Source organism: Limnoglobus sp. (assembly GCF_059499385.1).
Map to the genome: position 1 here is coordinate 1 of NZ_JCABYM010000149.1, position 12,070 is coordinate 12,070.

Annotated in this window: 13 protein-coding genes and 1 pseudogene; 10 read left to right on the top strand and 4 right to left on the bottom strand. The window is 66.6% G+C overall.

The window, feature by feature from the left end; all coding sequences use genetic code 11:
• Window positions 1-194, bottom strand: a pseudogene (locus tag AC5JJ2_RS26075) (hypothetical protein); the annotation flags it as partial.
• 107 nt (window positions 195-301) lie between these two features.
• Here AC5JJ2_RS26075 and AC5JJ2_RS26080 point away from each other — a divergent pair.
• The 7 genes from AC5JJ2_RS26080 to AC5JJ2_RS26110 all read left to right on the top strand — a co-directional run bounded on the left by AC5JJ2_RS26080 (window position 302) and on the right by AC5JJ2_RS26110 (window position 7,022).
• Entirely contained in the window at window positions 302-1,177 is an 876-nt protein-coding gene (locus AC5JJ2_RS26080) for an SMP-30/gluconolactonase/LRE family protein (RefSeq protein WP_495860983.1), read from the top strand.
• Between the two features lie 177 nt (window positions 1,178-1,354).
• Window positions 1,355-2,116 (top strand): DUF1559 family PulG-like putative transporter, encoded by a 762-nt coding sequence (locus AC5JJ2_RS26085; protein WP_495860984.1) that lies wholly within the window; start codon window positions 1,355-1,357, stop codon window positions 2,114-2,116.
• A 445-nt stretch (window positions 2,117-2,561) separates the two neighbouring features.
• Window positions 2,562-3,899 (top strand): PQQ-binding-like beta-propeller repeat protein, encoded by a 1,338-nt coding sequence (locus AC5JJ2_RS26090; protein WP_495860985.1) that lies wholly within the window; start codon window positions 2,562-2,564, stop codon window positions 3,897-3,899.
• Between the two features lie 259 nt (window positions 3,900-4,158).
• Window positions 4,159-5,166, top strand: a complete 1,008-nt coding sequence (gene ahr, locus AC5JJ2_RS26095; protein ID WP_495860986.1) for an NADPH-dependent aldehyde reductase Ahr — start codon at window positions 4,159-4,161, stop codon at window positions 5,164-5,166.
• 108 nt (window positions 5,167-5,274) lie between these two features.
• On the top strand, window positions 5,275-5,670 hold the full coding sequence (locus tag AC5JJ2_RS26100; RefSeq protein ID WP_495860987.1) for a putative quinol monooxygenase: 396 nt from the start codon (window positions 5,275-5,277) through the stop codon (window positions 5,668-5,670).
• A complete protein-coding gene (locus AC5JJ2_RS26105) occupies window positions 5,667-6,608 on the top strand; it encodes a sigma-54 interaction domain-containing protein (protein WP_495860988.1) in 942 nt (313 codons plus the stop codon). Before AC5JJ2_RS26100 ends, AC5JJ2_RS26105 begins: the two co-directional genes overlap by 4 nt.
• A 132-nt stretch (window positions 6,609-6,740) precedes the next feature.
• A complete protein-coding gene (locus tag AC5JJ2_RS26110; RefSeq protein WP_495860989.1) occupies window positions 6,741-7,022 on the top strand; it encodes a ferredoxin family protein in 282 nt (93 codons plus the stop codon).
• A 3-nt stretch (window positions 7,023-7,025) separates the two neighbouring features.
• Here the strand turns inward: AC5JJ2_RS26110 and AC5JJ2_RS26115 are convergent, their stop codons facing one another.
• Together AC5JJ2_RS26115 and AC5JJ2_RS26120 are read right to left on the bottom strand one after the other, a co-directional pair.
• Window positions 7,026-7,421: a PIN domain-containing protein gene (locus AC5JJ2_RS26115; RefSeq protein WP_495860990.1), complete on the bottom strand. Its 396-nt coding sequence runs from the start codon at window positions 7,419-7,421 to the stop codon at window positions 7,026-7,028.
• 3 nt (window positions 7,422-7,424) lie between these two features.
• Complete coding sequence (locus tag AC5JJ2_RS26120; protein WP_495860991.1) at window positions 7,425-7,649, bottom strand: hypothetical protein; 225 nt, start codon at window positions 7,647-7,649, stop codon at window positions 7,425-7,427.
• A 93-nt stretch (window positions 7,650-7,742) separates the two neighbouring features.
• On the opposite strand from AC5JJ2_RS26120, the gene priA reads away from it, so the two are divergent.
• From priA to AC5JJ2_RS26135, 3 genes are all read left to right on the top strand, one after another.
• Entirely contained in the window at window positions 7,743-10,049 is a 2,307-nt protein-coding gene (gene priA, locus AC5JJ2_RS26125; protein ID WP_495860992.1) for a replication restart helicase PriA, read from the top strand.
• A 193-nt stretch (window positions 10,050-10,242) separates the two neighbouring features.
• Window positions 10,243-10,785: a hypothetical protein gene (locus AC5JJ2_RS26130; RefSeq protein WP_495860993.1), complete on the top strand. Its 543-nt coding sequence runs from the start codon at window positions 10,243-10,245 to the stop codon at window positions 10,783-10,785.
• An 86-nt stretch (window positions 10,786-10,871) separates the two neighbouring features.
• The gene (locus AC5JJ2_RS26135) at window positions 10,872-11,153 is read left to right on the top strand and encodes a hypothetical protein (RefSeq protein WP_495860994.1); all 282 of its coding nucleotides are present in this window, start codon (window positions 10,872-10,874) and stop codon (window positions 11,151-11,153) included.
• Between the two features lie 5 nt (window positions 11,154-11,158).
• Here the strand turns inward: AC5JJ2_RS26135 and AC5JJ2_RS26140 are convergent.
• On the bottom strand, window positions 11,159-12,070 hold a 912-nt coding region (locus AC5JJ2_RS26140; protein WP_495860995.1), incomplete at its 5' end, for a YopA family protein.

The window sequence follows — 12,070 nt, forward strand, 5'->3', positions numbered from 1 at the left end:
GCACTCCCCCCGGCGGTTGCACCCGCCCACCCCCCTCCCCGGCCCTCCCCCTCAAGGGAGGAGGGAGAAAGGCGGCCGAGCAGCTTCGCCGCCAGGTCGCGGCGGTAGCGGCCGGTCCTCGCCGCCCGCCACACGAGCCACGGCGAGAGCAACACCAGCGCGAACAAGTAGACGGCGTTCAACAGTACGTGCATGGGGCGGCAGTGTACGGCGGATTCAAACATGAGGACAAGGCCGGAACAATTCAGAATGCGAAATGGAAACCCGCTATGCTGACCCCCACCCCTCCCGGAGTTCCGCCATGCGCTGCCTCCTGCTTCTGCTGCTCGCGACGCCCGTTCACGCCGCCGACCTCGTGCCCGCCGGGGCGAAGGTCGAGAAGCTCGCCGGCGACTTCGCGTTCACCGAAGGCCCGGCCGTGGACGCCCACGGCAACGTCTACTTCACCGACCAGCCGAACGACCGCATCATGCTCTGGTCCGTGGACGGAAAGCTCTCCGAGTTCATGAAGCCGTGCGGCCGCAGCAACGGGCTGTGCTTCGACAAGGCCGGCAAGCTGTGGGCCTGCGCCGACGAGAAGAACGAGATGTGGGTCATCGACGTGAAGACGAAAGAAAAAACGGTCGTGGTGAAGGACCACGACGGCAAGCTGCTCAACGGCCCGAACGACGTGTGGGTCACGCCGGCCGGCGGGGCGTACTTCACCGACCCGTTCTACAAGCGGCCGTACTGGAAGCGCGGCCCGACGGAGCAGTCCACGCAGGGCGTCTACTTCCTACCGCCGAAGGGGAAGCTCGTCCGCGTCGCGGACGACTTCAAGCAGCCGAACGGGATCGTCGGCACGCCGGACGGCAAGGCGCTGTACGTCGCCGACATCGGGGCGAAGAAGACGTACTCGTATTCGATCGCGGACGACGGCACGCTCAAGGACAAGAAGCTGTTCTGCGAGGAGGGCAGCGACGGCATGACGCTCGACGACCAGGGGAACCTGTACCTGACCGGCCGCGGCGTGCTGGTGTTCGACAAGGCCGGGAAGAAGGTGACGACGATCCCCGTGCCGGAGGGGTGGACGGCGAACGTCTGCTTCGGCGGGAAGGACATGAGCACGCTGTTCGTCACCGCGAGCAAGGGGCTGTACGGGATCAAGCTGAACGCGAAGGGCGCGGCGAGTCAGTGAGATCGCCTGGGACCGCGGGCGTCCCGCCCGCCCACCTTCCCAGCCACAGGAACCCGTCTTTCGCGACTGGGGCCGTGGCGGGCGGGACGCCCGCGGTCCCAGGGAAGTCAGCCCCCCTTCAACGAAATCCGCCGCCGGCGCGTTATCATCAGGTGACCGCCGGCGGAGGACCCACCCGTGCGCACCCGTGCCGCGTACACGCTCGTCGAGCTGCTCGTCGTCATCGCCATCATCGGCATCCTGATCGGCCTGTTGCTCCCGGCCGTGCAGAAGGTGCGGGCCGCGGCCAACCGGCTCGCGGACCAGAACAACCTCAAGCAGCTCGGCCTCGCCGTCAACAACTACGAGTCGGCGAACGGCTGCCTGCCGCCGCTCATGACGATGGAGAACGGCGGGCTGCGGTGGTGGTTCGCGTTCGAGAAGCCGGCCGGCACGTTCGACACGCCCGGCGGCCACCTGATGCCGTACCTGGAGAACAACCGGGCCGCCCTCCAGACGCCGGCGAAGGCCCCCGGCAAGGTCCACCTCACCTACGACGGGCTGACCGGCGGGTACGGGTACAACTACTTCGCCCTCGCCCCCTACGAGCCGACGGCCGGGTTCACGCTCACCGGCAACTGGCGGAAAATCTCGCTGCCGCAGGTGCGGTCCACGAGCCAGACGGTCCTCTTCCTGAACGCGGTGCTGGCGAGCGACACGGACCCGATCCTGTTCGAGGTCCCGTTCTGCTACCCGCCGTCGGCGAAGCGGCCGAGCGTCCACCTCCGGCTGAGCGGCCGGCTGGCGAACGTCGCGTTCGTGGACGGGCACGTCGAGGCCATCACCCGGGGCACGCGGAACCCGCCGCTGGCGTCCGACTCGGCGGCGCTCGTCGCCGTCCGGGACCGGGAGAACGTGTTCGACTTCGGCACGACGGACGAACTGTGGGACCGGGAGTGAAGATGAAGGGGTGAACGGGTGAGGAGGTGAAGGGGTGAAAGAAACGACGGCGACCGGCGGCGGCCCTCCGCCCTCGGTTTTCCGGCCTGAAAGGCCACGACATGTTAGCCCAGGGCAACGCCCTGGGTGACGGCCCCTCCCCACGCGATCAGCCCTGAAAGGGCGGAACACTCTTTCGCCCTTTCAGGGCTTGGGCGGAGGGCGGAAGTTTACCCAGGGCGTTGCCCTGGGCTAACATGTTTCGCCCCTTCAGGGCAAAGACACGCGGCCTTCGGGCCATTCGCGTCGGGCTTCGGCCCCACACCCGGCGGGCCGGCCCGTCGGCCCGCCGGTCGCACGTCCTGTAAACTCCCCGCCCCGCGGCGGTATTTCCTCCCATCGGTCGGCTCGCACGACTAAGATTTCCCCCGGATACACGTCGGTCTCGCCCACAGAGGTCTTTGCAATGCCGCGCGGTTCCCTCTCGGTCCTCGGTCTGTTCCTCCTCGCCGCCCCCGCCCCCGCCGACGACTGGCCGCAGTGGATGGGGCCGAACCGCGACGGCGTCTGGAAGGAGACCGGCATCCTTGCCAAGTTCCCGGCCGACGGGCCGAAGAAGCTCTGGAGCATGCCCGTCAGCGGCGGGTACGCCGGGCCGGCCGTCGCCGACGGCAAGGTGTTCGTCGCCGACCGGGTCCTCAAGCCCGGCCAGAAGGACCCGGACGACCCGTTCAACAAGGAGGCGAAGGTCGAGAGCAAGGAGCGGGTCATTTGTTTCGACAGCGCGACCGGCCGGGAGCTGTGGAAGCACGAGTACGACTGCACGTACCAGGTCAGCTACCCGGCCGGGCCGCGGTGTACGCCGACCGTCCACGACGGGCACGTCTACGCCCTCGGTACGATGGGCGACCTGTACTGCCTGACCGCGGACAAGGGCAAGGAAGTCTGGCGGAAGAACTTCGTGAAGGACCTCGGGGCGGTCGTGCCGATGTGGGGCTTCTGCGGCCACCCGCTGATTTACAAGGATTTCGTCATCACCGTCGTCGGCGGCGAGGGGCAGGTCGCGGTCGCGTTCGACAAGAAGACGGGCAACGTGAAGTGGAAGGCGCTCAGCGCGTCCGAACCCGGCTACTGCCCGCCGACGCTCATCAAGCACGGCAAGACGGAGCAACTGCTGATCTGGGACGCGGACCACCTGAGCGGCCTGAACCCGGCCACCGGCGCGAAGTACTGGAGCGTGAAGCTGAAGCCGGACTACGGCATGTCGATCATGGCCCCGCAACTGGGCGAGGGCGGCCACCTGTTCGCGGCCGGGATGGGCAACAAGTCCGTGGTGCTGAAGCTGGACGACGCGAAGCCGGCGGTGAAGGAAGTCTGGCACGGCGGGAAGGAGACGAGCCTGTCGCCGGTGAACATGACGCCCTTGATCGACGACGGCGTGATCTACGGCGTGGACCGCCCCGGCAACCTGCGGGCCGTGGACCTGAAGTCCGGCAAGCGGCTCTGGAGCACGTTCACCCCGGTGTTCAACGCGGAGAAGCCGGCCAACTTCACCCAGGGCGGGTCCGGCACGGCGTTCCTGACGAAGAACGACGACCGGTACTTCGTGTTCAACGAACTCGGCACGCTCCAGATCGCGAAGCTGACGCCGAAGGGCTACGAGGAAGAGAGCCGGGCGCAGCTCCTGGAGCCGACCGGCGCGGCGTTCGGCCGCAAGGTGCTGTGGAGCCACCCGGCCTACGCGAACAAGTGCGTCTACGTTCGCAACGACAAGGAACTCGCCTGCTTCTCGCTGGCGAAGTAGCGATCCGCCCGTGAGGATGTCCCTCACGGGTGCAACGGCGAGCGTCACGGCGTGAGCGTGACGTGTCTCGAACGGCAACGACCGGCTTCGTAGAACCCTGAGCGGAAGCGACGGGGTGGAGGCGCTTCACCCCGTCGCTTCCGCTCAGGGTTCCACAAGACGTGACCGCCAGTCCCCGCGCGGGACGAGACACGTCACGCTCACGCCGTGACGCTCGCCGTTGCCGGGGATTGAACGTCATCTCTTGAAAGGACGCGCGATGAAGATCAAGGCTTACGCCGCGACAGCCGCGAAGGGCAAGCTCGCCCCGTTCGAGTACGACCCCGGCCCGCTCGGCCCGGAGCACGTCGAGATCGCCGTCTCGCACTGCGGCATCTGCCACTCCGACCTGTCCATGCTCGACAACGACTGGGGCGGCACGACGTACCCGTTCGTCCCCGGCCACGAGGTCGTCGGCACGGTCGCGGCGGCCGGCCCGAACGTGACGACGGTGAAGGTCGGCGACCGCGTCGGCCTCGGGTGGTTCAGCGGCAGTTGCATGCACTGCAAGCAGTGCATGAACGGCGACCACAACCTGTGCGGCACGGCCGAGCAAACCATCTGGGGCCGGCACGGCGGGTTCGCCGACCGGGTGCGGTGCAAGCAAGAGTGGGCGATCCCGCTGCCGGCGGGTCTGGACCCGGCGTCGGCCGGCCCGCTCTTCTGCGGCGGCATCACCGTGTTCAACCCGATCGTGCAGTTCGACGTGCGGCCGACGCACCGGGTCGGCGTCGTCGGCATCGGCGGCCTCGGCCACCTGGCGCTGCAGTTCCTCAACAAGTGGGGCTGCGAGGTGACGGCATTCTCGTCGTCCGCGGGGAAGGCCGACGAGCTGAAGAAGCTCGGCGCGCACCAGATCGTGAACAGCCGGGACGACGCGGCGATGGCGAAGCTGACGGGCTACTTCGACTTCATCCTGGTGTCGCTGAACGTGACATTGAACTGGCCGTCGTACATTAACGCGCTCGCCCCGAAGGGCCGGCTGCACCTGGTCGGGGCGGTGGAAGAGCCGATCCCGGTGGCGGCGTTCCCGATGCTGCTCGGCCAGAAGGCGCTGTCCGGCTCCCCGCTCGGCAGCCCGGCGACGACGGCGACGATGCTGGAGTTCTGCACCCGGCACAAGATCGCCCCGGTGACGGAGTACTTCCCGATGGCGAAGGTGAACGACGCCCTCGACCACCTGCGGGCCGGCAAGGCCCGCTACCGCATCGTGCTGACCAACGACTAGTTTGTAGGGCGGGTCAAGGCTTTGCGCCGACCCGCCGACGCACCCGATCCCTCGGCGGGTCGGCGCAAAGCCTTGACCCGCCCTACATGTGACTCAAAAGGTTCCCCCATGAAGACGGCACTGGCCCTGTTCGCGCTCCTGACAGCCCCGGCGTTCGCGGCCGACGAGCACCCCATCGTGAAGGACATGCGGGCGAAGCTGAAGGACCCGGCGAAGCCGTTCACCATGTGGGTGTCCTTCAAGGTGAAGCCCGGCCGGGAGGCGGCGTTCGAGAAGGCGGCAACCGCCTGCATGACCGAGACGGTGAAGGAGAAGGGGTGCGTGGCGTACCAGTTGAACCACGACGCCGACCACGCCGACACCTACGTGCTGTACGAACGGTGGAAGAACCTCGACGCGCTGGCGGCGCACCTGAAGGAGAAGCACACGGAGGCGCTGCTGAAAACGATCCCCGACCTGATCGACGGCGGCCCGCAGATCAAGGTGTACGTGGCGAAGGAGTGACGGACCCCATGATGATCGGGACCAGCCCCGCGCTGAACGCCGTCCGCCGGGCCGTGGCCCAGGTCGCGCCGACCGACGCCACGGTGCTGGTCCTCGGCGAGACCGGCACGGGGAAGGAACTCGTCACCCGCGCCGTTCACGAGCAGAGTCAACGGCGTCCGCGGGCGTTCGTGCCGGTCAGTTGCGTCGCGCTGGCCCCCGGCCTCATCACGAGCGAGTTGTTCGGCCACGAGGCCGGGGCGTTCACCGGGGCCGGCAAGCGGCGGGCCGGCCGGTTCGAGCAAGCCCACGGCGGCACGCTGTTCCTCGACGAGGTCGGCGAGATGCCGCCGGAGGCGCAGGCCCTGTTACTCCGCGTGCTGCAAGAGCGGGTGATCGAGCGGGTCGGCGGGGACGCCGTGCCGGTGGACGTGCGGATCGTCGCCGCCACGAACCGCGACCTGGCGAACGAAGTTAAAATCGGGCACTTCCGGGCCGACCTGTTCTACCGGCTGAACGTCTTCCCCGTCACGCTCCCGCCGCTCCGCGACCGCCGCGAGGACATCCCCGCGCTGGTCGAACACTTCATGCGCCAATCCGCGGCGCGGCACGGGAGAACCGTGTCGAAGGTTCGATCCAGCACCCTTCGCGCGCTGGCCGCCCACGACTGGCCGGGGAACGTCCGCGAGTTGCAGAACGTCGTCGAGCGCGGCGTGATCGTCAGCGAGGGCGACGACCTAGCGTTCGACCCGGCGTGGCTGGTCGGCGCGTCGGCCGCGGAGACGGCGCGGACGTGGGCGGCGCAGGAGCGGCAGCGCATCCTCGACGCGCTGCGGGCGGCCGACGGCCGGGTGTACGGCCCCGGCGGGGCGGCCCACCGGCTCGGCCTCAACCCGACGACGCTCTACGGCAAGATGAAGAAGCACGGCGTCCGCAAGGCCGGCGCGGACTGGGCCTGACCGCTCATCGTCACCCGTCCAGATTTCGTCACGTCACGCGGCGATCACCCCTTGTTTTTCAGCCATTCTCTCGTGGCACGCCGGATGCGATGGGTCGCGACGTGACCGACCCTCTTTCCCAAAGGTGTGCCAATGGCGTTCGTCGTGACCGAGCCGTGCGTGGGGTGCAAGTACACGGACTGCGTGGTCGTCTGCCCGATGGAGTGCTTCTACGGGGACGAGAAGCAGCTCTACATCGACGCGGACGACTGCATCGACTGCGGGGCGTGCCAGCCGGAGTGCCCGGTCGAGGCGCTGTACCTGGACCGCGACGTGCCCCCGCCGTGGCAGCAGTACGTGCAGTTGAACATCGACCGCGTGGCCGTGCTGAAGCCGCTCGGGGCGCGGGTGACGGAGAGGCAGGAGCGGGCGTGAGGGCTACGGCGCTTCGGAGATAACCGTCAGCCACGGAATGCCGGCGAAGTCGGAGGGGTTGTGGGTGACGAGTTCGAGCCGATAAGCCGACGCGGTCGCGGCAATCCAACCGTCCGCGACCCCGATCGGCTGCGCCTTGCGGACGGCGCGTATTTCGGCCCAGCACTCGCAGACGGAATCGTCCGATTCCAAGATGTGCATCTCGGAGAGCAACTCCTCCAGAGCCTGTCGTTTCGCAGCGCCCCATTTGGCCAGGAACGCACCCTCGTACAGTTCGGCGACCGTCTGGAACGACACCGCCGGCGTGTACCCGGTCAAGTGGGGCAGGTAGCGGAGGGCGAGGGTGTGCTTCTTCAGCATGTACGACACGATGTTCGTGTCGAGGAGGCGTTCGGCCACGGGTCATTCCTTTTGTTTGCGCCGTTCGTGGATGCCGCGCAGGAATTCATCCAACTCTTCGTCGCTATCCCACAAATTCTTCCCGGCCCCGAGTAGTGCTTCTGCCGTCGCGTACTTCTTCGGTCCCTGCCGGGCCAAGATAGCTTCGACTTCTTCCGGGGTGTGTCGCCGGGCGCGGGGTAGGCTCTCCGCGTTTCCCGGTTCAAATTGTTCATTTTCAGGCGTCATGTCTCGTTCCTCCTCTCCCGCCCATCATACCGCCCCCGCGACCGGCCGCAACCGACTTTGCCCCGCCGTTGACCGACCGGATACGCTTCTGCTATGCCACACGAAAGCCCCGCCCTCTGGGACGACCCCGCGATGACCGCGGCCCCGCCGACGCTGTTCGTGGACGTGGTCTTCGACCGCCCGCTCGACCACGCCTACACCTACGGCGTCCCGGACCACCTGCACGCCGCCGTCGGCGTCGGCAAGCGGGTCGAGTGCCCGTTCGGCCGCGGCGACAAGACGACCGAGGGGTACGTCATCCGCGTCGCCGACGTGCCGCCGGTCCGCGAGGTGAAGACGATCACCCGCGTCCTCGACGACACCGCCCTGCTCGACGACCACCTGTTGAAGCTCACCCGCTGGATGTCCGACTACTACCTCTGCGGCTGGGGCCAGGTGCTGCACGCGGTCGTGCCGGCCGGCGTGCGGGAGAAGGCCGGGACGAAGAACGTCGCGTTCGTGGTGCCGACGCCGCGGGAGGAGCTGCCGAACCCGCTGCCGACCGTCACGCCGAAGCAGAAGCAGGCCCTCGACCGGCTGAAGAAGGAGGGCCGGCCGATGGAGCTGCACGCCCTCGCCCGGCTCCTCGGCGGCGGCACCGCCCCGATCAGCGGGCTGATTTCCAAAGGACTCGCGCGGAAGTTCGTCGAGCGCGTGGAACGCTCGGCCGTGCCCTACGGGTTGAAGGAGGACGCACCAAAGGAAACGCCGACGCCCCCGCCGATCACGATGAACGCGGACCAGGAGCGCGTCTGGGACACGATCCGCCCGGCGCTCGACGCCGGCGGCTACCACCCGTTCCTGCTCCACGGCGTCACCGGCAGCGGCAAGACCGAGATTTACCTTCGCGCCATCGAGGAGGTCGTGAAGCAAGGGAAGGAGGCGATCGTCCTCGTCCCGGAGATCAGCCTGACGCCGCAGACGATCGAGCGGTTCTCCGGCCGCTGCGGGACGGTCGCGATTCTGCACTCGCACCTGACCGACGGCGAGCGCGGCCAGTACTGGCGGCGGGTCGCGGCCGGGCAGGTTCAGGTCGTCGTCGGCGCGCGGTCGGCCGTGTTCGCCCCGACGCGGAAGCTCGGCCTCATCGTCATCGACGAGGAGCACGAAACCAGCTTCAAGCAGGAATCGACGCCCCGCTACCACGCCCGCGACGTGGCCGTGATGCGGGCGCGGCTGGCGAACGTGCCGATCGTCCTCGGTAGCGCGACGCCGAGCCTCGAGAGCTGGCACAACGCCCACCGGCAGGACGGCTACACGCTCCTCAGCCTGCCGAACCGCGTCGAGAACCGGCCGCTGCCGCAGGTGCAGCTCATCGACCTGCGGCACGAGCCGAAGACGCCGGGCAAGCACTTCGCCATCGGCCCGACGCTCGAACACGCGATGCGGACCGCGCTCAAGGAGAACGGCCAGGTGATGCTGTTCCTGAACCGCCGCGGGTTCAGCACGCACGTCCACTGCCCCAGCTGCGGGCACGTCGCCCAGTGCGCCCACTGCGACCTGTCGCTGACGTTCCACCGCCACAAGTCGGCGCTCGTCTGCCACTACTGCGGCTGGGAGACGGCCCCGTACACGAAGTGCCCGGCCTGCCAGCAGGTCGCCATCCGCTACCAGGGCCTCGGCACGGAGAAGCTGCAAGAGGAGATCGAGGCGAAGTTCCCGAACCGGGTCGTGCAGCGGATGGACTCGGACACGATGGCGAAGCCCGGCAGTCACCAGCGGGTGCTGGACGCGTTCCGCGACGGCCTCATCCACATCCTGCTCGGCACGCAGATGATCGCGAAGGGCCTCGATTTCCCGAACGTCACGCTCGTCGGCGTGGTGAACGCGGACGTCGGGCTGCACCTGCCGGACTTCCGGGCCGCGGAGCGGACGTTCCAGTTGCTCGCGCAGGTGTCCGGGCGGGCCGGCCGCGGCGAGAAGGGCGGCCGCGTCATGATCCAGACGTTCACCCCGGACCACCCGTGCGTCAGCCTCGCGACGCGGCACGACTTCATCAACTTCTCGAAGCAGGAACTCGGCCACCGCAAGCAGCACCACTACCCGCCGTACCAGCGGCTCGCGCGGCTGATCGTCCGCAGCGAGCGGGAGTCGTTGGCCGCGGAGTTCGCGGAGACGCTGGCCGGTGCGTTCAAGGCGGCGGTGCAGCGGGCGGCGAAGCCGGGGGCGGCCGCGCTGCGGCTGCTCGGCCCGGCCGAGTGCCCGGTGTTCAAGCTGAACGGGTACTACCGGTTCCACTTCCAGGTGCAGAGCGAGAGCGCCGGCGTGCTGCACGCCGTCCTGCGGGAGGTGCTGTCCGCGGCGAAGCCGCCGGCCGGCGTCGAGTTCCAGGTGGACGTGGACCCGTACAGCATGTTGTGACCGAACGCGGTCCCAGGTTCCCCGCCCGCCCCAAAGTCCGCCGGCCCGCACGACCGTCACAGCCCGCCTCCCCGCCCCCGAAAAATTCTTCCACCGCGTGTCGATTCCGCTGTCGGCCGTTCGTCGATGGGGTGTACTTGATGTGCAACCGTCGAGTACCGGTTTCCCGTTTCCCTCTGTTTCGGAGCAGACGATGACGCGACGCATTCTCACGGGCTGCCTTCTGGTGGTGGCGCTGGCGACGGCCGGCCGCGGCGAAACGCCGGCGAAGGCCGAGGCTTCCAAGAGCGACCCGGCAACCGCCCAGTTCGAGCGGCTGAAGAAGCTGGTCGGGACGTGGGTGGAGGCGGACAAGGATGGCAAGCCGACGGACAAGGTGGCGTCGGTGGTGAAGGTGACGGCCGGCGGGTCGGCCGTCCACGAGACGTTCTTCCCCGGCACGGACATGGAGATGGTGTCGGTGTACCACCTGGACAAGGGCGACCTGGTGATGACGCACTACTGCATGCTGGGCAACCAGCCGAAGCTGAAGGCGGACCCGAAGTCGAAGGCGAACACGATCAAGTGGGAGTTCGTCGGCGGCACGAACCTGGACGTGTCGAAGGACAAGCACATGCACGGCTCGACGGTGAAGTTCGTGACCGACGACACGATCGAGGTCGAGGGCGAGGCGTGGGACAACGGCAAGCCGTGCCCCGAGCACTGCGGCACGATGAAGCTGGTGCGGAAGAAGTAACGTGGTCGGCGAAGTGCCCGGCTAATGGCCGGGCACTTTCGTTTGCGGCGCGGTAGAATTGCGACATCGTTCTTGAGGGCCACGCCATGCCGACCGTCATCGAACCGCGGGACGCGCTGGCCGAGTCCGTGACGGCCCTCCGCCGCGTGGCCGACTACGCGCTCCCGGCCGAGTTGGACCGCCGCATCCTGGACCTGAGCGAGCGGAAGGAAAGCCTGTCGTCGGACGAGCGGGCCGAGTTGCTGGCGTGGGTGCGGTTCAGTCAGGAACGGTCGGTCGAGAAGTTCGAGGCCGCGGCCGCGCTGCAACAGCTGGCGGCCGCCTTCCCCGAACTCAGGCACATGCTTTTGAATTTTTTCGAGCGGTGATTGTACTATTTCCAGGGTACGTCTTCAATCTGACCCGTAAACCGCTTTGTGATACGATTCGAGTATTTCCCTGTGTGACCACACAAACGCAGCAGAACAAGCTCAATCATGTGCAGAGATGCTCTCCATGCATCATACCATGACCTCTCTGGGTACTTTTTTGAATTGTCTGGATGAACAAGGCTATTCCGAAGATCAGTAATTGCATCCGGAATATCGCGCCAATTCATTCTGCTTGCATTGGTATGAAAAGCTGGTAACGATGTCGGAATGGCTACCGGGATACCTAACGTTGTCGCAAGCACACGCAACTTGTCGCTCGCGCTCAACTTGCCTGGCTTATACGCCACCTCGGATAGCATCTTTCGGTCTTTGACACAGTAGTTCCACGAAAGAAGTTCAAGGGCCGATTGCGAGAGTAACAGCGCAGTGTCAACGTTCAACCCTCGCCCTGTTCTATTAGCACCGACATACAGATAAATCGCTTCGCGAAGCGGCTTGCGCCAAAGTTCCGTCTGCCAAAGTTCCCAGAATCCGGCCGAGACTTCGCGGACCATTTCTGCAGAATGATCCTCGAACCAACTACTACTGCCCTGCCAGGCTCCATCTGTTATTTGTGATAGGCCCATTTGTTGAAAAACAATGACATCGGATTGATCGTACCCTACCGTGAGTTCCGGCCCCGCCCATCTTCCCAGCACGAACGACAGATAGTAGTGTAAATAATTGAGCATTTCTTCCAGTTGTGAAGTTGAGAACTTCTTGCCATCTTTGTGAGTAATTCTCCCGGTATGGGTAATTGCGTATCCTCCCACCTGCCGTAGTTCACGACAAATGGCTTCTGTATTCACGTTTGCGAGAATAGAGGCTGTTTCATAACAGCTTATTGAGTGTGATGAAGGCCATGGCGAGTTCGA

Bases quoted from the DNA above. Each gene is read 5' to 3' on its own strand.
- AC5JJ2_RS26080 (WP_495860983.1), top strand. From the start codon at position 302: ATGCGCTGCCTCCTGCTTCTGCTGCTCGCGACGCCCGTTCACGCCGCC.
- AC5JJ2_RS26090 (WP_495860985.1), top strand. From the start codon at position 2,562: ATGCCGCGCGGTTCCCTCTCGGTCCTCGGTCTGTTCCTCCTCGCCGCC.
- ahr (WP_495860986.1), top strand. From the start codon at position 4,159: ATGAAGATCAAGGCTTACGCCGCGACAGCCGCGAAGGGCAAGCTCGCC.
- AC5JJ2_RS26100 (WP_495860987.1), top strand. From the start codon at position 5,275: ATGAAGACGGCACTGGCCCTGTTCGCGCTCCTGACAGCCCCGGCGTTC.
- AC5JJ2_RS26110 (WP_495860989.1), top strand. From the start codon at position 6,741: ATGGCGTTCGTCGTGACCGAGCCGTGCGTGGGGTGCAAGTACACGGAC.
- AC5JJ2_RS26120 (WP_495860991.1), bottom strand. From the start codon at position 7,649: ATGACGCCTGAAAATGAACAATTTGAACCGGGAAACGCGGAGAGCCTA.
- priA (WP_495860992.1), top strand. From the start codon at position 7,743: ATGCCACACGAAAGCCCCGCCCTCTGGGACGACCCCGCGATGACCGCG.
- AC5JJ2_RS26130 (WP_495860993.1), top strand. From the start codon at position 10,243: ATGACGCGACGCATTCTCACGGGCTGCCTTCTGGTGGTGGCGCTGGCG.
- AC5JJ2_RS26135 (WP_495860994.1), top strand. From the start codon at position 10,872: ATGCCGACCGTCATCGAACCGCGGGACGCGCTGGCCGAGTCCGTGACG.